The organism is Arthrobacter sp. 210 2 (assembly GCF_059093025.1).
In genome coordinates, this window is sequence record NZ_JBNHIE010000010.1 from 45,573 (window position 1) to 65,559 (window position 19,987).

Genomic DNA, 19,987 nt, shown 5'->3' on the forward strand with positions numbered 1-19,987 from the left:
CGGAGGCGGCAGGGCTTAATAAGAGCTGATCCCGGGGCCCCGGGCGAACGGCGCTTGCGCCGGAGGTTCGGGGTAGGATCAGCACGTGGACAATGATGTCCACATGGTGAGATCGGGTAGCGGCTCGTTGACACGTATCTCACCAGAGGGAAAACTGAACGCATGACTTTCGTTACCGCCGGCACCGTCGTCGTCCTTACCAAGCGCGTGGCACATTAGCCTCCTCCGGTAACGAACCGTCACGCGCAAACCCCTCGAAGAGCCGCTCAGGCTGAGGGGTTTTTTTATTTCCCGCTGTTTCCATGAACCACAGATGATCCACAAGGAAGAGTCCGATGAGCAAAGGATCGCCCATCAGCCCCTCGCTGATGGCTACCAAGTCCACTGGAGCCACCAAGGCTCCGGAACGCGCCGATCGGGCGGCTGACCATGCCGCCGTCGTCGCCGACCTTGCTGCCGTCTCTCCTGTCCTTGGGCCGAACAACGTTGTACCCCCAACGGTGATGACCGGCTCGCAAGCTATTGTCCGCTCGCTCGAAGAACTCGGCGTCGACGATATTTTCGGTTTGCCTGGTGGCGCGATCCTGCCCACCTACGACCCCTTGATGGCCTCCACCATGAATCACGTGCTGGTCCGTCACGAACAGGGAGCCGGCCACGCCGCGCAAGGCTACGCCATGGTCACCGGACGGGTTGGCGTCTGCATCGCCACCTCGGGCCCGGGTGCCACCAACCTCGTTACCGCCATCATGGATGCCCACATGGACTCCGTGCCGCTGGTGGCCATCACCGGCCAGGTATCCAGCGGAGTGATCGGCACCGACGCTTTCCAGGAAGCCGACATCGTGGGCATCACCATGCCCATCACCAAGCACTCCTTCCTGGTGACCGATCCCAATGACATTCCGCATGTCATGGCTGAAGCATTCCACCTGGCCTCCACCGGCCGTCCCGGTCCCGTCCTGGTGGACGTGGCCAAGGACGCCCAGGTGGGGCAGATGACCTTCTCCTGGCCGCCCAAAGTGGACCTGCCCGGCTACCGGCCGGTCACCCGCGGCCACAACAAGCAGGTCCGCGAGGCCGCGAAGCTCATCGCCGCGTCCACGAAGCCGGTCCTGTACGTCGGCGGCGGCGTGGTCAAGGCGCACGCCAGCGCCGAACTGCTGGCCCTCGCCGAAGCCACTGGCGCCCCCGTGGTGACCACCCTGATGGCGAAGGGCGTCTTCCCGGACTCGCACCCGCAGCACGTCGGCATGCCCGGAATGCACGGAAGCGTCTCCGCCGTTACCGCGCTGCAGCAGGCCGACCTCCTGATCACCCTCGGCGCCCGCTTCGATGACCGCGTGACGGGTGTGCTCAAGACCTTCGCGCCGATGGCCAAGGTCATCCACGCCGACATCGACCCCGCCGAAATCTCCAAGAACCGCACCGCCGACGTTCCCATCGTGGGATCGGTCAAGGAAATCATTCCGGAACTGACCGAAGCCGTCCGCACGCAGTTCGACGCATCCGGCACGCCGGACCTCACCACCTGGTGGGCCTTCCTGAACAACCTCAAGGAAACCTATCCGCTGGGCTGGACTGAACCCGACGACGGCCTCAGCGCCCCGCAGCGGGTCATCGAACGCATCGGCGCCCTCACCGGCCCCGAAGGCGTGTACGTGGCAGGCGTGGGCCAGCACCAGATGTGGGCCGCGCAGTTCATCAAATACGAGCGCCCGCACGCCTGGCTGAACTCCGGCGGCGCCGGGACCATGGGCTACGCCGTTCCGGCGGCCATGGGCGCCAAGGTGGGCGAACCAGACCGCGTGGTATGGGCCATCGACGGCGACGGCTGCTTCCAGATGACCAACCAGGAACTGGCCACCTGCGCCATCAACAACATTCCCATCAAGGTTGCCGTCATCAACAACTCCTCGCTGGGCATGGTGCGCCAGTGGCAGACCCTGTTCTACGAGGGCCGCTACTCCAACACCGACCTCAACACCGGCCACGACACCGTCCGCATCCCGGACTTCGTCAAGCTGGGGGAGGCCTACGGCTGCGCCTCGTTCCGCTGCGAACGCGACGAGGATATCGACGCCACCATCCAGAAAGCCCTGGAGATCAACGACCGCCCCGTGGTCATCGACTTCGTGGTGAGCCCCAACTCCATGGTGTGGCCGATGGTGCCCGCCGGCGTGAGCAACGACCAGATCCAGGTTGCCCGCAACATGACCCCGGAATGGGAAGAAGAGGACTGACCATGAGCCGCCACACACTGTCCGTCCTGGTTGAAGACAAACCCGGCGTCCTGACCCGCGTTGCGAGCCTCTTCGCCCGCCGCGCCTTCAACATCAACTCCCTGGCCGTCGGCCCCACCGAAGTCCCCGGCATCTCCCGGATGACCGTGGTGGTCGACGCCGACGGCGACCTGATCGAACAGGTCACCAAGCAGCTCAACAAACTGATCAACGTCATTAAGATCGTTGAGCTGACCCCCGAATCTTCCGTACAACGCGACCACATCCTGGTTAAAGTACGTGCGGATGCCGCAACACGCCTGCAGGTGACCCAGGCTGCAGACCTGTTCCGCGCCTCAGTGGTCGACGTCTCCACCGATTCCGTCGTCATTGAAGCAACCGGCCATCCCGAAAAGCTCACGGCACTGCTCTCAGTGCTGGAGCCCTTCGGCATCCGCGAAATCGTGCAGTCCGGCACCCTGGCCGTTGGACGGGGATCCCGCTCCATGAGTGACCGGGCGCTGCGCTCCGCCTAGGCGAATGCCCTGGCGGAACCACCGCCCGTAACCGCACCACCACACAACACCTATCTACACACCACTCAAGAGGAGTTACGCAAGTGACTGAAATGTTCTACGACGACGACGCCGACCTGTCGATTATCCAGGGCCGCAAGGTTGCCATCGTTGGCTACGGCTCACAGGGCCACGCCCACGCCCTCAACCTGCGCGATTCCGGCGTCGAGGTTGTCATCGCCCTCAAGGAGGGTTCGACGTCGACCGCCAAGGCCGAGGACGCAGGCTTCACGGTCAAGAACGTTGCCGACGCCGCCGAATGGGCCGACGTCATCATGATCCTGGCACCGGACCAGCACCAGCGCTCGATCTTCAACGACTCCATCAAGGACAAGCTGACCCCCGGCAAGGCGCTGGCTTTCGCCCACGGCTTCAACATCCGCTTCGGCTACATCCAGGCACCGGAAGGCGTTGACGTCATCCTGGTGGCCCCGAAGGCTCCGGGCCACACCGTGCGCCGCGAATTCGAGGCAGGCCGCGGCATCCCCGACATCATTGCCGTCGAGCAGGATGCCTCCGGCGCCGCCTGGGACCTCGCCAAGTCCTACGCCAAGGCCATCGGCGGCACCCGCGCCGGCGTCATCAAGACCACCTTTACCGAAGAGACCGAAACCGACCTCTTCGGCGAGCAGTCTGTCCTCTGCGGCGGCGTGTCCCAGCTGGTCCAGTACGGCTTCGAGACCCTGACCGAAGCCGGCTACCAGCCGCAGATCGCCTACTTCGAGGTCCTGCACGAGCTCAAGCTCATCGTCGACCTCATGTGGGAAGGCGGCATCGCCAAGCAGCGCTGGAGCGTTTCCGACACCGCAGAGTACGGCGACTACGTCTCCGGCCCCCGCGTCATCACCCCCGAGGTGAAGGAAAACATGAAGGCCGTCCTGGCCGACATCCAGTCCGGTGCCTTCGCCAAGCGGTTCATCGAGGACCAGGACAACGGCGGCGTCGAGTTCAAGGAACTGCGTGCCAAGGCTGAGCAGCACCCCATCGAGGGTGTTGGCCGCGAGCTGCGCTCCCTGTTCTCCTGGCAGCAGCAGGACGTGGACTACGTTGAAGGCTCCGCAGCCCGCTAAGGCTGCCGGTTCCTTCCCCCCATAACGGGCAACGTGAGGCCGGGTTCACACTTAACAATGTGAGCCCGGCCTTTCCGTCGGCCTAGACTTGTTCCATCCCCAGGACTGCAACGCAGAGGATCAGCCGTGTCAAAACCCGTAGTACTGCTCGCCGAAGAACTTTCCCCCGCCACCGTCGAGGCCCTTGGCCCGGACTTTGAAATCCGCCAGACCGACGGCGCCGACCGTTCCCAGCTGCTCTCGGCGATCAGCGACGTTGACGCCATCCTGGTCCGCTCCGCGACCGAGGTCGATGCCGAGGCCATCGCGGCCGCCAAGAACCTCAAGGTCATCGCCCGCGCCGGCGTCGGACTGGACAACGTGGACATCAAGGCCGCCACCCAGGCCGGCGTCATGGTGGTTAACGCCCCCACGTCGAACATCGTCTCCGCCGCCGAACTCACCGTGGGCCACATCCTCAGCCTCGCCCGCCACATTCCGCAGGCCAGCGCCGCCCTCAAGGACGGCGAGTGGAAGCGCTCGAAGTACACCGGCATTGAACTGTTCGAGAAGAAGATCGGCATCATCGGCCTCGGCCGGATCGGCGCCCTGGTGGCAGCACGGCTCAAAGGCTTTGACACCAAGATCCTTGCGTACGATCCCTACATCACCTCCGCCCGCGCAGCGCAGCTCGGCGTGCAGCTGGTCACCCTGGACGAGCTCCTGGCCCAGTCCGACTTCATCACCATCCACATGCCCAAGACCCCGGAAACGGTGGGCATGCTCGGCGCCGATGCCTTCAAGAAGATGAAGAACACCGCCTACGTGGTCAACGTGGCCCGCGGCGGCCTCGTGGACGAAGAGGCCCTCTTCACGGCCCTGCAGGACGGCGAAATCGCCGGTGCCGGCGTCGACGTCTTCGCCAAGGAGCCCAGCACCGACCTGCCCTTCTTCAAGCTGGACAACGTGGTGGTGACCCCGCACCTCGGTGCCTCCACCGACGAAGCCCAGGAAAAGGCCGGCGTCTCCGTTGCCAAGTCCGTCCGCCTCGCCCTCGCCGGCGAACTGGTTCCGGATGCCGTCAACGTGGCCGGTGGCGTTATCGCCCCCGACGTCCGCCCGGGCATCCCGCTGATCGAAAAGCTGGGCCGCATCTTCACCGCGCTGACCCACGATTCCCTGACCCAGTTCGACGTGGAGGTAGCCGGCGAAATCTCGTCGCTCGACGTCAAGGTCCTGGAGCTGGCAGCGCTGAAGGGCATTTTCGCCGACGTTGTGACCGAGCAGGTCTCCTACGTCAACGCCCCGGTCATCGCCGAACAGCGCGGCATCAACGTCCGCCTGATCACCACCCCCGAAACCGAGTCCTACCGGAACGTCCTGACCCTCCGCGGCGCCCTCAGCGACGGCAGCCAGATCTCCGTGGCCGGCACCCTGACCGGCCCCAAGCAGATCCAGAAACTGGTGGGCATCAACGGATTCGAAGTTGAAATCCCCATCAGTGAGCACCTGGTAGTGGTGGCCTACACCGACCGCCCCGGCGTCATTGGCACCATCGGCCACATCCTGGGCATGAACAACATCAACATCGCCGGCATGCAGGTGGCCCGCCACGACCAGGGCGGCCAGGTTCTGGCCCTGCTGACCATCGACAGCTCCGTGCCGCAGCAGGTCCTCGACGCCATCAAGGCCGGCATCGGCGCCGAGATGGTCCGGGAAGTGGACCTGGAGGACTAGCCCAGGATCCGGGAAACGCCGTACCAGCGGCTCCCCTCGGCGCGCCCCAGCGGGGCCACGTATGATTGGCCGGTCTGCTTACAATGGCTGGGTCCTGATTCAGGACCGGGCCGGCAGACCGGCCAATACCTTTTGCACATCCGTCCGTTAATCGCCCATGTCCGGCCCGGCCGGACACGTATGTGCGCACGCAATCCAGGTTTCAGGGAGTTCAATGAACGCCGTCCAGAGGTTCATCAGAAGCAAAGTGCTGCTGTTGACCGCGGCCATCTTGATCGCAGCCATGTGCTTGTCGGTCCTCGTCCAAAGCCAGTCACAGGCTGCACTCAACAGGACCGTGGATGAAAATTCCCGGGGACTCTACGACGTCCTGGTCCAGGCGAAAGCGCCCTCCGGTGCGCTGCTGCAGCCCGAAATCGCCAACGGCACCGGTGGCATCAGCTTTGAACAACTGGACTCGATACGGAAGCTGTCCGGCACGTCGGTTGCCGCCCCCATCAGCCTGGTCTCCCGCGTCACGCAGAACCTTGAGTCCCCGCGCCTGGACGCCATGGACTACCTCGGCTACAACGCCGGGCTGGCCGGAACCGCCACGGCGGACCAGGCGGCCGGCGCCACGGCTCCGGACAAGTGGCCCGCGGCCGAGTCCGTGCTGAGCGACGAAACCAGGAAGTACCGCCTCACTGCCAGCGCCGTGAGCTCCGACGGCGTCTCCGAACAAACGCTCTTTAAATCCACTGCCGAGGGAAGCCTTGGCAAGGCAAAGCTGGTCGAGGAAAAGGCCGCCGGCGGCAACAGCATCCGGATTGCCGCGCCCGAAGGTGAAACGGGCATCAAGTTCCCCGCGCCGGCCGGCGGCTCCGAGCACAACCTCTTCAACCTGTCCGTGTCCCTGCCGCTGGCCCCCGAGGTAACGGAATCCGTGGTGGCCGTGGACCCCGCCGCCGAGCGCGCCCTGCTGGGATCCTCCGGTGACTTCCTTGCCCCGCTGGAGAAGGCCCCGCCTGCCGACGCCCGCGACGCCGGAGCCATCGGACGCTACTTCGAAGGCCTCTTCACCAACGGCATCGGCCTCGACCAGCTCGAAGAAGGACCGGATTTCCTGGGCGTCAAGCTCAAGTACTGGGCACCCCTGATGACCCAGTACCAGCAGGCAAAGCGGACCGGCCAGCTGACCGCCGACTCCCAGGCCATTCCGCTGATTGTCCGCTCGGGCACCTCCCTGGACCTGAAGTACAACGTCAAGATCGAAGAGATCGACGACGCCGGCAAGGTGGTCAAGGACGTCGGAACCGTCTCCCGTTCCCTGGACAAGGATTACCTGCCGTTCGTCTCCAAGGACCCCTTCGTCCTGTCCTGGCCCGGCTCCACGGACCACTCCTCCCTCCTGGGCAGCACCGGCAACTTCAACCAGGGCCTTTACACCCCTGCCACCTGGAGCACCGACTTTGCCGCCGCCCCCAAATACACCGACGGCGAGGCCGCAGCCAACGGCGCCGTGGAAAGGACCGCGGTTCCCGGCGAATGGGTAACCATCAACCGGCTGCCTGAAAAGAGCGCCAACGGCACCCCCGTGGACCAGACCCAGCGCGAACCCGTGGATGAGCGTTCCTACCGGGAAAACCTGGCCACAGGGGAGCAGGTGGCAGCTCCGCTGGCCATGGTCTACGGAACCTTTGATCCCGCCGCTGTGGCGGAGGCCGCCGGCGACGTCAACAAGCTGCCCCTTGGCGGCTACGACCCCACCCCGTTCACCCTGGTCAAGGATGCCGAGGACAAGGACGTGCCCGCCACCGAGCTGGAACCCTCCCTGAGCGCCACCGGCCTCGCCAGCCAGTCTGCCGGAGCCATCACCGACTACTACGGTCTGGCTGCCGCCCGCGGCTACACGGACAACGCCGACGTCATCGACGCCATCCGTGTCCGTGCCAAGGCGCCGGGCAGCTGGAAGGAAGCCCAGCCCGAGGTGGAAAAGCTCGCCAACGAAATCCGCGCCATGGGCCTCGAAGCCACCATCGTGGCCGGCTCCGCACGTGAGGACGCCAGCATCTTCGTCCCCGGATACTCCAAGGACGACGCCGGCAAGGAATCTGCCCTGGGCACCGTCCAGCAGTCCTGGGTCCGGCAGAATGCGGCGGAGGCGGTCACCGGATCGCTGTCGGGAACCAACATCACCCTGCTCTTCCTGACCCTGTGCGGTGCCGCCCTGCTGACCGGCGCGTCAACAGTGAGCTACATCCGCAAGCGGCGAAGCGAAGCAGGCACCCTCCGGGCCATGGGCTGGACGCAGCGGCGGATCCGCAGCTGGGTGCTGGAGGAATTCGGCGTGGGAGCCGTGCTGCTGGCAGTGGCCGGCATCGTGCTCAGCCTGCTCAGCTGGAGCCTGGCCACGGCCCTGGTGTGCGTCGCCGTCCTGGTGCTCTACGCAGGCGCTGCCCTCTTCGCAGCCCAGCAGCTCCGCCACCGCGACGTCATCGACCAGGAGCCGCAGCACGACGAGCGGCTAATTCCTGTGGACTCGCCGCTGACCTTCGCCAACCGGCAGCTGGGCACCAACAAGTTCAACACGCTGTCCCTGGCCGTCGCCGTCGGCGTGTTCGGTGCCGCTGTGGGCGGGCTGATCGCCCTGCTGATCGACATCCCCCGCGCGGCCGGCGCCAGCGCCCTGAGCGGGCTGGCCGCCGCCAGCGTCGCGCTGCCGAGCATCCTCCTGGCACTCGCCGGGGTTGTGGTGGGCCTGGTGCTGACATTGGTCACCGGCCGGTTTGAGCTCAACGCCAAGCGCCAGTACCTGGGCATCCTTGAGGCGATGGGATGGAACCCGGACATGCTCCGCCAGGTCCGGCTCTTCGAAAACGCGCTGGTAGGAACCGTGGCCCTGCCCCTGGGCGTGCTGGGCGCCCTGGGTATCGGCCTCCTGCTGGCACCCTATGCCGCATTGTGGGCAGGCGTCGCCGGCCTCGTGGCTGTACTTTGCTGGATACCGATTGCAACGAAAGTGGTCCAATGACAAACCCGACCAATGTCCAGCGGAGCCGCCGGGGCGGCTCCGGCGAGGTTCCCCTGCAGACCCGCGCCAACACCATCGTCAAGGAGGCCGACCACGCCACCCCGCTGGAGCTGAGCGACATCACCATCCGCTACGGCGGCGGCAAGGGCGGTGCTGAAGCCGTCAGCGTTGTGGAAGGCTTCGACCTCACCCTGCACGCCGGCGAGATGCACTGCGTCGCCGGCCGAAGCGGCTCCGGCAAGACCAGCATCCTGACCGTCGGCGCGGGACTCACGCTGCCGACGTCGGGACGCGTCTTCTGGGAAGGCGACTCCCTGGAAAGCATGGGCGACGACGAAATCGCCGACCGCCGTCGTGCGCTGATCGGATACGTGGACCAGGGCGGCGCCCTGATCGACGGTATGAGCGCCCTCGAAAACGTGCTCCTGCCGGCCGTTCCCGACGGCGAAGTGGACCAGCGGCGGGACATGGCCAAGGACCTGCTGGACCTGGTGGGCCTGGGCCGCCGGATGCGGCACCGCCCCGCCCAGCTGTCCGGCGGCGAACGCCAGCGCGTGGCCATCGCCCGGGCTCTGATCCTGGGTACCAGGGTCCTGGTGGTCGACGAGCCCACCGCCAGCCTTGACCGCGCATCCGCCAACCGCATTATCAGTATCCTGAAAGACACCACGTCCGATGGAATCGCCGTCCTGGTGGCGTCGCACGACCACGAACTGGTCCGGCTCAGCGATTCCCTGACTGAACTGATCTAGCCCGCCCCTCCGCACCGAAGGTACCGTCCGCACGTGACTGCTTCAGAGAAAACGCCGTTCTACATCACCACGGCCATCACCTACCCCAACGGCGTGCCGCACATCGGCCACGCCTACGAGTACATCGCCACCGATGCCATGGCCCGCTTCAAGCGGCTGGACGGCTTTGACGTGATGTTCCTGACCGGCACGGACGAGCACGGTATGAAGATCGCGCAGACGGCCGAGAAGGAGGGCATCACGCCCAAGGAGCTGGTGGACCGCAACGCAGAGGTGTACAAAGCGGCGCATTCCGCCCTGGGCATCACGTACGACCGCTTCATCCGCACCACGGACGAGGACCACTACGCCGCGTCGCAGGCCATCTGGAAAAAGATGGAAGCCAAGGGTGACATCTACCTGTCGAAGTATGAGGGCTGGTACTCCGTCCGGGACGAGGCCTTCTACGGTGAGGATGACACCGTGGTCAAGGACGACGGTGTGCGCTACTCGAAAGAGACCGACACCGAGGTGACCTGGACGGCAGAGGAGAGCTACTTCTTCCGGCTCTCCGCCTACCAGGACCGGCTCCTGGCCCTCTACGAGGCGCAGCCGGAGTTCGGCGCACCCCAGTCCCGGTTCAACGAAGTGATCAGCTTCGTCCGCCGCGGGCTGGAGGACCTGTCCATCAGCCGCACCACATTCGACTGGGGCGTGCCCGTTCCCGGCAACGACAAACACGTCATGTACGTGTGGGTGGACGCGCTCACGAACTACCTCACGGGCGTTGGCTACCCGGACGTCGATTCGGAGAAGTTCCGTAAGTACTGGCCGGCTGACGTCCACGTGATCGGGAAGGACATCTCCCGGTTCCACGCCATCTACTGGCCTGCGTTCCTGATGAGCGCGGACCTGGAATTGCCCAAGCGGGTCATGATCCACGGCTTCCTGCACAACAACGGCGTCAAAATGTCCAAGTCCCTCGGCAACGTGGTGGCTCCCGCGGATTTCGTGGCGCAGTATGGCCTGGACCAGGTGCGCTTCTTCTTCCTCCGGGAAGTTCCCTTCGGCGCTGACGGAAGCTACAACCACGAGGCCATCGTGGGACGGATGAACTCCGACCTTGCCAACAACTTCGGCAACCTCGCGCAGCGTTCGCTGTCCATGGTGGCGAAGAACTGCGGCGGCGCGGTTCCCGCCCCGGGTGCGTTTACCGCCGCGGATACCGCCATACTGGAACAGGCGGGCGGCCTCCTCGAAACTGCCCGGGCTGCCTTCGAGAAGCAGGAATTCAGCCGCGCCCTCGAAGCCATCTGGACTGTCCTGGGCGATACCAACGCCTACTTTGCCGAGCAGGCGCCCTGGGTGCTGCGGAAGACCGACGTCGAACGCATGAACACCGTGCTGTACGTGACGCTTGAGGTACTCCGGATCGTGTCCATCCTGGCCCAGCCGGTGATGCCCACCGCCACGGCCGCGCTCCTGGACAGCCTGGGCCAGCCCGAAGGGGAAGCCCGCCAGTTTGCCGCCATCGGTACCCCGATCGTTGCCGGAACTGCACTGCCTGCCCCGGCGCCGGTTTTCCCGAAGTACGAGGAGCCTGCAGAAGCCTAAGCAGTATGCCCGGCTCCGGAACGTCCGTGCAGGTATTTTTCCGGTCGCGGAGTAGTCCGGCGGTTCGAACACAGGTATTTCCTACTCGGGACTCTCCGCCCCGCCTTCCATAGCCTGAACGGGTTAGCAAACTGACAGTTCGCATCTGGGAGAACCGTCGCCCCGATGCTGTCTGTTTGCGTTGTGACCCGTCAGGTTGGGGCGGTCGTGTTCTCCCGTACGTCTTGCAGTTTGAAGCAGACTATGGACGGAGACGGAAAAATGCATCGGATCCTAGCCGCACTCGGGGTCACAGGCCTCGCCCTTCTAGGCGCGTCAGCCACAGCCGTGGCCTCGCCACCGGAGTCATCCGGCGGTGACGGGAAGATCACCATCTGTCACGCGACGGGCTCAGACACGAACCCCTACGTGTCAGTCACCATGAGCCTCAACGCACTCAAAGCCCACCTGGACCACCAGCACAATGAGGACATCATTCCGGCCAACAGCATGCTGCCTGCAGGCCAGAACCTCCACAAGGTGGACTGGTGGAATGCCGGCTGCGCCAAGCCGGGCGGAACGCCGCATGAGGGCAACGACAAGAAAATCACCATCTGCCACGCGACGGGATCGGCGTCAAATCCCTACATGGTTATCATCATCGCCCTGCAGGGCCTCAACGGCCACGCCGGTGACCATCACCAGCACACCGAGGACATCATCCCGCCGAACCATGGGAAGGTAATCCCCGCGGGGCAGAACTGGACTGACGACGGGAAGGCCACGTACAACAACGGGTGCGTTCCCACGAAGGCACCGCCCGTAGTTCCACCTGTTGTTCCGCCGGTGGTTCCACCTGCCGTAGTGCCGCCTGCGGTCGTACCTCCGGCCGGTGCCGTGGTTCCGGCCCCGGCCCCCGCCCCGGCAGGCGCTGTCGTCGGGGGCGGTGCAGTGACCGCGGTTAACGAGGGTTTCAACGTTCAGACCGCGGTGTCTGAGCCGGATCCGGGGATGGCTCCCTGGCTCGGAGGCGCGGCCGTCCTGCTGCTCGCCGGAGGTGCCATTGCAGCCCGGAAAACCCTGGCAGGTGGCGGCAGCCGCCATGGCGAAGCCCGCAGTTAGCACGCCGGCTGGCGTGCTGGCGGCAAGCGGCTGAATGATGCGCGCGGCGCCGTGCCCCCGCAAGTGGCACGGCGCCGTGTGCCTTTAACGCCTTTGATCGAATTGACCGAAGCCCGAGGTGACCGTGAACGAACCCGGACCATCCACTGCACATCAAAAAGAAAGTCCTGCCGCCCCGAAACGGACCCGATGGGACGCACCGCGCCTTCGCTTTATCGCCGCCCTGGGCCTGCTCACCGCGCTGGGCTGCCTGATGTTCCTGTTGCTGCCCGCACTGTTGGGTATGGGAGGCGGCAGCGTCCAGCCTGGCGGCAGCCCGCCCGTGGCTTCCGCACCGCCGTCGTCGACGAATTACGGTACTGCCCCGGAATCCCCGGCAGCGCCGCTGACTCCCGACCTGCCGCCGGCCACTCCCGCCTGGCCGCCCGCGGCGCCTCCGCAACGGCTGGTTTACCCGTCTGCGGACATTGACGTGGTGGTTCATCCCCTCGATCCGAGCGCCGACGACAAGGAGCGCCAGACCATCATTCCGCCTCCCACCATGGACGGATACTGGCTAACGCCGTACGGGGCACCGGGAGCCGGCTCAACCAATACCACCTACGTGGTGGGCCACAGCTGGCAGGACCGTGAGGCGCCCTTCAACCGGCTCAGCAGCCGGGCCTCTGCCGGCGACCTCCTCACCGTAGCCACCGGTACCGGCGAACTCGGTTACCGTGTTGATTCGGTCACCACCTACGAAAAATCAGGCCTGAAGGACAGCGCCATTTGGGACGTTGCTCCCAACAGGCTGGTTCTTATTTCCTGCTACACGGATGACCTCTGGGGAACCAACGTCGTCGTTGTGGCATCGCCCGTATATTGAGACAGCTTGACCAGCATATGGATGACTTGGCTACCCTGAAACCATGAGCGCATCCTCCATTGATCTGGCAGTTATTCCCGGCGACGGCATTGGCCCCGAAGTCATCGCCGAGGCAGTCAAAGTACTGGAAAAGGCTGTGGCCGCTGAGGGCGTTGAGCTCAAGCAGACGCACTACAAGCTCGGCGCCGAGCACTGGCTGGCCACGGGGGAGACGCTGCCCGACGAGGTCCTGGCCGACCTCCGGACCCGGGACGCCATCCTGTTCGGCGCCGTGGGGGCAGCCCCCGGCGACACGCGCATTCCCTCCGGCATTATTGAACGCGAGATGCTCCTGAAGCTCCGCTTCAGCCTGGACCACTACGTTAATTTGCGGCCGTCCCGCCTCTACGGAACAGTGGGCAGCCCGCTGGCCAACCCCGGCACCATCGATTTCATCGTGGTGCGTGAAGGAACCGAGGGCCCCTACGTGGGCAACGGCGGCACCCTGCGCGCCGGCACCCCGCACGAAGTTGCCACCGAAGTGTCCCTCAACACCGCACACGGCGTGGAGCGCGTGGTCCGCGATGCCTTCCGCCGCGCCAGCGCCCGGGAACGCAAGCACGTCACCCTGGTCCACAAGCACAACGTCCTGGTCTACGCCGGGCATCTCTGGAAGCGCACCGTCGAGGCCGTTGCCCAGGAGTTCCCCGAGGTGACGCACGACTACCTCCACGTGGACGCCGCCACCATCTTTATGGTCACGGACCCGTCCCGCTTCGACGTGATTGTCACCGACAACCTCTTCGGTGACATCCTCACCGACCTCGCCGCGGCCATCACCGGCGGCATCGGGCTGGCAGCGTCCGGCAACATCAACATGGACCGCACGGCGCCGTCCATGTTCGAACCCGTCCACGGCTCCGCCCCGGACATCGCCGGGCAGGGCAAAGCAGACCCCACCGCGGCAATCCTCTCGGCGGCCCTCCTGCTCGACCACCTCGGCTACGCCGGTGCGGCCCGGAAGATCGAAGCCGCGGTGGTTGCCGACGTCGAAAAGCGCGACGGCAGCCCCCGCAGCACCAGCGCCGTGGGCGATGCCATCGCCGCCGGACTCTAGCGCGCCGAGGCCTCCTGCATCGGGCGTAAGCTTGTCTCGAATCACCAAATGCCGCCCTGCCGTTCAGCGCTGAACCCGGGGCGGCCGATCGTGGAGGAACCATGACCCAGACTGCCCATGGCGTCGAATTCAGCCAGCAGCTTTCGGCCAACCCGAAGTCTGCTGAAGAGCGTGCAGCCATCCTGGCGAACCCGGGATTCGGCAACCACTTCACCGACCACACCGCCATCGTCGATTACAGCGTGGACGCGGACGGCAACGGCGGCTGGCACAATCCGCGCGTGGAGGCCTATGGACCCATCACCCTGGATCCGTCGGCTGCGGTGCTGCACTACGGGCAGGAGATTTTCGAGGGGCTCAAGGCCTACCGCCACGCCGACGGCTCCATCTGGAGCTTCCGTCCGGAAGCCAACGCCGCACGCCTGAACAAGTCAGCCCGGCGGCTGGCCCTGCCGGAACTGCCGGCAGAGTACTTCCTCGGAGCCATCCGTGAACTGGTGGCCGCTGACAAGGAATGGGTTCCCGCCGGCGACGGCGAAGCACTCTACCTCCGGCCCTTCATGATCGCCACGGAGGCGTTCCTGGGCGTCCGTGCAGCCCGTGAAGTGTCCTTTCGCGTGATCGCCTCGCCCGCCGGGAACTACTTTGGCGGCGAACTCAAGCCTGTCTCCATCTGGATCTCACGTGAATTCGCCCGCGCGGGCCGGGGCGGTACGGGCGACGCCAAGTGCGGGGGCAACTACGCAGCCTCGCTCATTGCCCAGCAGGAGGCTGAAGCCAACGGCTGCAAGCAGGTCCTGTTCCTGGACCACTTCAACGACGATGCTGTTGAAGAACTGGGCGGCATGAACGTGTTCTTCGTGATGAAGGACGGCTCGCTCGTCACACCCGCCCTCACCGGCACCATCCTGGAAGGCATTACCCGGATGTCGGTCATCCAGGTGGCCAAGGACATGGGCCGTCAGGTCACCGAACGCAAGATCACCCTGGATGAGTGGCGCGACGGCGTCGCTTCCGGCGATATTGCCGAGGTCTTCGCGTGCGGCACCGCGGCCGTCATCACCCCCATCGGTGTCCTGAAGGACGCCACCGAGTTCATTGGCTCCGAGGACGCTACGGCGGGGGAGACCACCATGGCCATCCGCCAGCAGCTGCTGGGCATCCAGACCGGGGCGGTCCCGGACACCCACGGCTGGCTGACCCGCCTGGCATAGCCGGCGCTCAAGCCCTGCACAACAACGACGGCGCCTGCCGGGCTTCTGCCCGGCGGGCGCCGTTCGTTGTGTACGTACCACGGCGGGAGTCAGCCGTCCGGGTCAGCGGCGGGCGGCCTTCCTGGCGGCGTTCTTCAAAGCCTTGCGGGAAACAGGCTTCAGGGCCTTCCGTGCAGCTTCTTCTTCCAGCGCCCGGTTGCGGCGGGCGTCGATCATGTCGTTCCACAGCGTCGTCGCAAAGACGCCGCCGTCCTGGGCGTACACGTCGTAGGGGTAGCCGGCAAAAATGGGCGGCGTGGTGGTGCCGCCAGGCAAATCCTTGCCTGCTGCCTTGGCGACGGCGTCCGCGACAGCCCAGGTCCGGGTCAGGTGGCGCGTGAGGTTCTCCTGGACAAACATGTTTGCGTCACTGGCCGCGGCGGCGCGCTTCAGGAGATCCTCCAGGTCGTCGGCCAGAACACGCGCTGCCGCTTCCTCCGCGGGTACCGAATCCGCAGGCAGGTCCCTGGCCGCTTTTTCCACCGCCTCACTCCAATCGGCGGTTTCGCGGAACTTCCGCCACGTGGGAAACCAGACGATGCCACCCGTTGCATGGTTGTGGATGTGCAGGAGCCCGCTGTTCTTCTCCGTCGCGGCATGGTCGTGGCCGGCGGAATCGGCTTCGGCGAGGAGGTCTGCAAGTGTTGTGGTGCTCATGGTGTGTGGTTCCGGCTTCCTGGGAGAGAGCGAGGGGATTCACTGGTGGTCAACCGGGGCACCCGGCTGTTCTATTCCGGACGCGGGGCGGCGGTGGTCCGGCGCCGGATGCAAAGATGTGATGGTGACTTCAGTTTCCGGCCCCATCCTGCAGCGCAGCTCTGCCCTGACGCGGTACATCCTGGCCCCGAACCCCGGGCCCATGAGCCTCGAGGGAACCAACTCCTACGTGGTGCGGGCCGCCGGGTATCCCGGCGGCGTCGTGGTGGACCCCGGCCCGCTGGACGAGGCCCACCTCCAAGCACTTGCCGATGCCGGCCCGGTGGAACTGATCCTCATCACCCACCGCCACGCTGACCATACTGCCGGATCGGCCCGCCTGCATGAACTGACCGGCGCCCCGGTCCGTGCCGCCGATCCCGTGCATTGCCACGGCGGCGGAGAACCCCTGCACGGCGGGGTGGTCCACGCCGCCGGGCTGGAGATTAACGTGCTGCCCACTCCCGGCCATACGTCGGATTCGCTGTCCTTCCATCTTCCCGACGACGGCCCCCACGGTTCCGTGCTGACCGGCGACACCATCCTGGGCAGGGGCACCACCATGCTGGACTTCCCGGACGGCACACTGGGGGACTACCTCACCACGCTGGACAGGCTTGAGGCGTTGGGTCCGGCCACCGTCCTCCCGGCGCACGGACCCGTGCTGCCCTCCGTGGAGTCCATTGCGCGGGATTACCGCCTGCACCGGCAGGAGCGGCTCGGCCAGGTCCGCGCGGCGCTGGCACAACTCGGCCGGGACGCCACCGTGGGTGAGGTGGCTGACGCCGTCTATTCCGACGTCGGCCCTTCCGTCCGGCGGGCAGCCGAAATGTCCGTTGCCGCACAGCTGCACTACCTGCGCGCTGAAGGAAGCGGCCAGGCGGGGACGGTAGGGTAGGGACCATGCGTATTGCCAGGTTTGTTGTCGATTCTGATCCCCTGTACGGCGTTGTGGAAGGCGAAACGGGCAGTGAGGAAATCACTGTCATCCACGGAGACCCCTTCTTCAACGGCGTGGAGCGCACGTCCGTCCGGCACAAGCTGGAGGACGTCCGGTTGCTGGCGCCCATCATCCCGCGCAGCAAGGTCATCGGCGTGGGCCGCAACTTCGTGGAGCACGCCCATGAGCTTGGCAATGAAGTGCCCGCCCAGCCGCTCCTCTTCCTGAAGCCCAACACCGCCGTCGTTGGCCCCAACGATCCCGTTGTCCTGCCGGAGTTCTCCGAGGAAGTCTCGTTCGAGGCGGAACTGTGCGTGGTGATCGGCCGGATCTGCAAGGACGTCCCGGAAGACCGGGTGGACGACGTCATTTTCGGGTACACCTGCGGCAACGACCTCACCGCCAGGGACGTTCAGAAGAGCGACCTGCAGTGGACGCGTGCCAAGGGCTTTGACACCTCCGCGCCGCTGGGTCCATGGATCGAGACCGACCTGGACACCGAGGATCTCCAGATCCAGGGCCGGCTCAACGGCGAACTGCGCCAGGACGGCAGCACCAGCCAGATGATCCGCGGTGTCCGCGAACTCGTGTCCGTCGTCTCGCAGGCCTTCACGCTGCTGCCCGGCGACGTCATCATGACCGGCACCCCGGCCGGGGTCGGCCTGGTTAACGCCGGCGACCGCTTTGAGGTGGAAATCGAAGGAATCGGCCGGTTGTCCAACCCCATAGTCCGCCGCTGACCCAGGCCCGCCAAGGCCCCTGGCGGCAGGCGGTAAAGTTGAAGCCACTATGACTACTGCTTCTGCGTCGCCTGCTGCCTCCCTGCCCTCCGTTCCTGCCGAAACACCCGTACGGGTCCGTTTCTGCCCCTCGCCCACCGGAACCCCGCACGTCGGGCTGATCCGCACGGCGCTGTTTAACTGGGCCCATGCCAAGAACACGAAGGGCACCTTCGTGTTCCGCATTGAGGACACGGACGCGGCACGCGACTCGGAGGAAAGCTACCAGCAGCTGCTCGAAGCACTGAAGTGGCTGGGCATCACGTGGGAAGAAGGCGTGGAAGTCGGCGGTCCGCACGAGCCGTACCGGCAGTCCCAGCGCCTGGACCTCTACAAGGACGTCGTGGCCAAGCTGATCGAGGCCGGCTACGCCTACGAGTGCTACTCGTCCCCGGAGGAGGTCGAGGCACGCCACCGCGCAGCGGGCCGAGACCCCAAGCTCGGCTACGACAACTTTGACCGTGAGCTGACCGAGGAACAAATAGCGGCCTTCAAATCCGAAGGCCGCGAGCCCGTGCTGCGGGTCCGGATGCCGGATGAGGACGTCACCTTCACAGACCTGGTCCGCGGCGAGATCACCTTCAAGGCCGGCAGCATCCCGGATTACGTCATTGTGCGCGCTGACGGATCCCCCCTGTACACGTTGGTCAATCCTGTCGACGATGCACTCATGGGCATCACGCACGTGCTGCGCGGTGAGGACCTGCTCTCCTCCACGCCGCGCCAGGTTGTCCTCATCCGCGCCCTGATGGAACTTGGCGTGGCCAGCTACATGCCGGAATTTGGCCACCTGCCGTACGTTATGGGCGAAGGCAACAAGAAGCTGTCCAAGCGGGATCCCCAGTCCAACCTGTTCCTGCTGCGGGACCGCGGCTTCATTCCCGAAGGCCTCCTGAACTACCTCTCCCTGCTGGGCTGGAGCCTGTCTGCCGACGAAGACATCTTCACGGTGGACCAGTTGATCGAGAACTTCGACGTGCACGACGTCCTGGCCAACCCGGCGCGCTTTGACATCAAGAAGGCAGAAGCCATCAACGGGACCCACATCAGGATGCTTGCGCCGGAGGATTTCCGGGACCGGCTGGTGCCCTATCTGCAGGCGGCCGGCTACCTGGGGGAGCAGCCGACCGCGCGGCAGGAAGAGATCCTCACCGAAGCCGCACCGCTGATCCAGGAGCGCATCTCGCTCCTGGGCGAGGCGCCGGACATGCTCGGATTCCTGTTCAAGGACGATGACGCCATCGACATCGCGGACGACGCCCGCAAGGGACTGCCGGAAAACCTGGCCGAAGTCCTCGACGCGGCCATCACGGCGCTCGAGCCCGTTGACGAGTGGACCCCGGACAACATCCAGACGGCCCTGAAACAGGCGCTTGTGGAAGACCTCGGCATCAAGCCGCGCCTCGCCTTCGGCCCCGTCCGCACAGCGGTTTCGGGGCGGCGGATCTCGCCGCCGCTGTTTGAATCCATGGTGATCCTGGGCAAGGAATCCTCCCTGCGCCGGCTCCGGACCTTCCGCGGCTGATGACTGCTCCCAGCAAGGCACGCAGCGGTGTCCTGGAAACGCCCTTCGGGCCCGTCCGGGGCGTCCTTTTCGACATCGACGACACCCTGGTGGACCTCGAATATTCGATGACGACTGCCTTGCGGGAGGTCAGCGAACACCTCCTGCCCGGCCTGGACCAGGCCGGGTGGGAGCGGTTTGGCCGCATCTTCACCCACGAGACCACGCACTACTACGACCAGTACCTGGCCGGTGACCTGACGTTCAACGAGCAGCGCCTCCTCCGCGGCCGTGCCGCACTGGGGCACTTTGGCGTGGACCTGGGGGAGGGTGAGGAATCGCACCGGTGGCTCAGCGCCTACATGGAGAAGCAGCCCTCCTACGTCAAACCCTTTCCGGACGTGCTGCCGCTGCTCGACGTCCTGGACCGCGCGGGTATTCCCTACGGCGCGGTCAGCAACAATGTCCACGATTACCAGCGGGCCAAACTCGACAGCGCCGGGCTGGAGCGCATCTCGCGGCTGGTGGGCACGGACACCCTCGGGGTGGCCAAACCCAACCCGGCCATCTACCTCGAAGGCGTCCGGCTGCTGGGCACCCCTGCCGCCGAAACCCTCTACGTCGGCGATAACCGGCTGCTTGATGCGGAAGGCTCGACCGCGGCCGGCTTGCTTGGCGTCTGGCTGAACCGGACGGGGGAGCCGGGGCAGGGGTTCGACGGCGGCATGGTTGCCTCGCTGGACCAGCTGGTCAGCTAAGTCACACAGTTCCGATTTGTGCGAGCCGGAAGTCTCGGGTAAAGTAATTTCTCGTGC

At 65.5% G+C, this 19,987-nt stretch carries 16 protein-coding genes; 15 read left to right on the plus strand and 1 reads right to left on the minus strand.

All coding sequences use genetic code 11. The features are described from left to right. Positions 1 to 335: 335 nt before the first annotated feature. The 11 genes from AC5RWA_RS17165 to AC5RWA_RS17215 all read left to right on the plus strand — a co-directional run bounded on the left by AC5RWA_RS17165 (position 336) and on the right by AC5RWA_RS17215 (position 15,214). Positions 336 to 2,243, plus strand: a complete 1,908-nt coding sequence (locus tag AC5RWA_RS17165) for an acetolactate synthase large subunit (protein ID WP_275730902.1) — start codon at positions 336 to 338, stop codon at positions 2,241 to 2,243. A gap of 2 nt (positions 2,244 to 2,245) precedes the next feature. Next, entirely contained in the window at positions 2,246 to 2,758 is a 513-nt protein-coding gene (gene ilvN, locus AC5RWA_RS17170; protein ID WP_079597732.1) for an acetolactate synthase small subunit, read from the plus strand. Positions 2,759 to 2,841: 83 nt separating this feature from the next. Continuing rightward, positions 2,842 to 3,867 (plus strand): ketol-acid reductoisomerase, encoded by a 1,026-nt coding sequence (ilvC, locus tag AC5RWA_RS17175; protein ID WP_079597733.1) that lies wholly within the window; start codon positions 2,842 to 2,844, stop codon positions 3,865 to 3,867. A gap of 126 nt (positions 3,868 to 3,993) precedes the next feature. After that, entirely contained in the window at positions 3,994 to 5,583 is a 1,590-nt protein-coding gene (serA, locus tag AC5RWA_RS17180; protein WP_494058460.1) for a phosphoglycerate dehydrogenase, read from the plus strand. A 214-nt stretch (positions 5,584 to 5,797) separates the two neighbouring features. After that, positions 5,798 to 8,593: an ABC transporter permease gene (locus tag AC5RWA_RS17185; protein ID WP_494058461.1), complete on the plus strand. Its 2,796-nt coding sequence runs from the start codon at positions 5,798 to 5,800 to the stop codon at positions 8,591 to 8,593. Beyond that, positions 8,590 to 9,345, plus strand: coding sequence for an ABC transporter ATP-binding protein (locus AC5RWA_RS17190; protein ID WP_079597736.1), 756 nt, complete (start codon positions 8,590 to 8,592; stop codon positions 9,343 to 9,345). Before AC5RWA_RS17185 ends, AC5RWA_RS17190 begins: the two co-directional genes overlap by 4 nt. Before the next feature lie 33 nt (positions 9,346 to 9,378). Continuing rightward, the gene (metG, locus tag AC5RWA_RS17195; protein ID WP_494058462.1) at positions 9,379 to 10,938 is read left to right on the plus strand and encodes a methionine--tRNA ligase; all 1,560 of its coding nucleotides are present in this window, start codon (positions 9,379 to 9,381) and stop codon (positions 10,936 to 10,938) included. A 261-nt stretch (positions 10,939 to 11,199) separates the two neighbouring features. After that, entirely contained in the window at positions 11,200 to 12,039 is an 840-nt protein-coding gene (locus tag AC5RWA_RS17200) for a hypothetical protein (RefSeq protein WP_494058463.1), read from the plus strand. A 124-nt stretch (positions 12,040 to 12,163) separates the two neighbouring features. Beyond that, entirely contained in the window at positions 12,164 to 12,904 is a 741-nt protein-coding gene (locus tag AC5RWA_RS17205; protein ID WP_494058464.1) for a class F sortase, read from the plus strand. A gap of 43 nt (positions 12,905 to 12,947) precedes the next feature. Then, positions 12,948 to 14,000 (plus strand): 3-isopropylmalate dehydrogenase, encoded by a 1,053-nt coding sequence (locus AC5RWA_RS17210; RefSeq protein ID WP_115525578.1) that lies wholly within the window; start codon positions 12,948 to 12,950, stop codon positions 13,998 to 14,000. 101 nt (positions 14,001 to 14,101) lie between these two features. After that, positions 14,102 to 15,214, plus strand: coding sequence for a branched-chain amino acid aminotransferase (locus tag AC5RWA_RS17215; protein WP_494058465.1), 1,113 nt, complete (start codon positions 14,102 to 14,104; stop codon positions 15,212 to 15,214). Positions 15,215 to 15,316: 102 nt separating this feature from the next. On the opposite strand, the gene AC5RWA_RS17220 is transcribed toward AC5RWA_RS17215, so the two are convergent. Further along, on the minus strand, positions 15,317 to 15,910 hold the full coding sequence (locus AC5RWA_RS17220) for a hypothetical protein (RefSeq protein ID WP_494058466.1): 594 nt from the start codon (positions 15,908 to 15,910) through the stop codon (positions 15,317 to 15,319). A 121-nt stretch (positions 15,911 to 16,031) separates the two neighbouring features. On the opposite strand from AC5RWA_RS17220, the gene AC5RWA_RS17225 reads away from it, so the two are divergent. Genes AC5RWA_RS17225 through AC5RWA_RS17240 form a run of 4 tightly spaced genes read left to right on the plus strand, consistent with a single transcriptional unit; the run spans position 16,032 to position 19,930 of the window. Further along, positions 16,032 to 16,847 (plus strand): MBL fold metallo-hydrolase, encoded by an 816-nt coding sequence (locus AC5RWA_RS17225; protein WP_494058467.1) that lies wholly within the window; start codon positions 16,032 to 16,034, stop codon positions 16,845 to 16,847. A gap of 5 nt (positions 16,848 to 16,852) precedes the next feature. After that, positions 16,853 to 17,629 (plus strand): fumarylacetoacetate hydrolase family protein, encoded by a 777-nt coding sequence (locus AC5RWA_RS17230; protein WP_079597741.1) that lies wholly within the window; start codon positions 16,853 to 16,855, stop codon positions 17,627 to 17,629. Positions 17,630 to 17,678: 49 nt separating this feature from the next. Next, entirely contained in the window at positions 17,679 to 19,193 is a 1,515-nt protein-coding gene (gltX, locus tag AC5RWA_RS17235; protein WP_494058468.1) for a glutamate--tRNA ligase, read from the plus strand. After that, entirely contained in the window at positions 19,193 to 19,930 is a 738-nt protein-coding gene (locus AC5RWA_RS17240; protein ID WP_494058469.1) for an HAD family hydrolase, read from the plus strand. Before gltX ends, AC5RWA_RS17240 begins: the two co-directional genes overlap by 1 nt. Positions 19,931 to 19,987 lie beyond the last annotated feature (57 nt).

Excerpts from the sequence above, each read along its gene's own strand:
- AC5RWA_RS17240 (WP_494058469.1), top strand. The coding sequence starts at position 19,193 with ATGACTGCTCCCAGCAAGGCACGCAGCGGTGTCCTGGAAACGCCCTTC.
- AC5RWA_RS17210 (WP_115525578.1), top strand. The coding sequence starts at position 12,948 with ATGAGCGCATCCTCCATTGATCTGGCAGTTATTCCCGGCGACGGCATT.
- AC5RWA_RS17165 (WP_275730902.1), top strand. The coding sequence starts at position 336 with ATGAGCAAAGGATCGCCCATCAGCCCCTCGCTGATGGCTACCAAGTCC.
- AC5RWA_RS17230 (WP_079597741.1), top strand. The coding sequence starts at position 16,853 with ATGCGTATTGCCAGGTTTGTTGTCGATTCTGATCCCCTGTACGGCGTT.
- gltX (WP_494058468.1), top strand. The coding sequence starts at position 17,679 with ATGACTACTGCTTCTGCGTCGCCTGCTGCCTCCCTGCCCTCCGTTCCT.
- AC5RWA_RS17200 (WP_494058463.1), top strand. The coding sequence starts at position 11,200 with ATGCATCGGATCCTAGCCGCACTCGGGGTCACAGGCCTCGCCCTTCTA.
- ilvN (WP_079597732.1), top strand. The coding sequence starts at position 2,246 with ATGAGCCGCCACACACTGTCCGTCCTGGTTGAAGACAAACCCGGCGTC.
- AC5RWA_RS17190 (WP_079597736.1), top strand. The coding sequence starts at position 8,590 with ATGACAAACCCGACCAATGTCCAGCGGAGCCGCCGGGGCGGCTCCGGC.
- AC5RWA_RS17185 (WP_494058461.1), top strand. The coding sequence starts at position 5,798 with ATGAACGCCGTCCAGAGGTTCATCAGAAGCAAAGTGCTGCTGTTGACC.
- AC5RWA_RS17220 (WP_494058466.1), bottom strand. The coding sequence starts at position 15,910 with ATGAGCACCACAACACTTGCAGACCTCCTCGCCGAAGCCGATTCCGCC.
- AC5RWA_RS17215 (WP_494058465.1), top strand. The coding sequence starts at position 14,102 with ATGACCCAGACTGCCCATGGCGTCGAATTCAGCCAGCAGCTTTCGGCC.
- AC5RWA_RS17225 (WP_494058467.1), top strand. The coding sequence starts at position 16,032 with ATGGTGACTTCAGTTTCCGGCCCCATCCTGCAGCGCAGCTCTGCCCTG.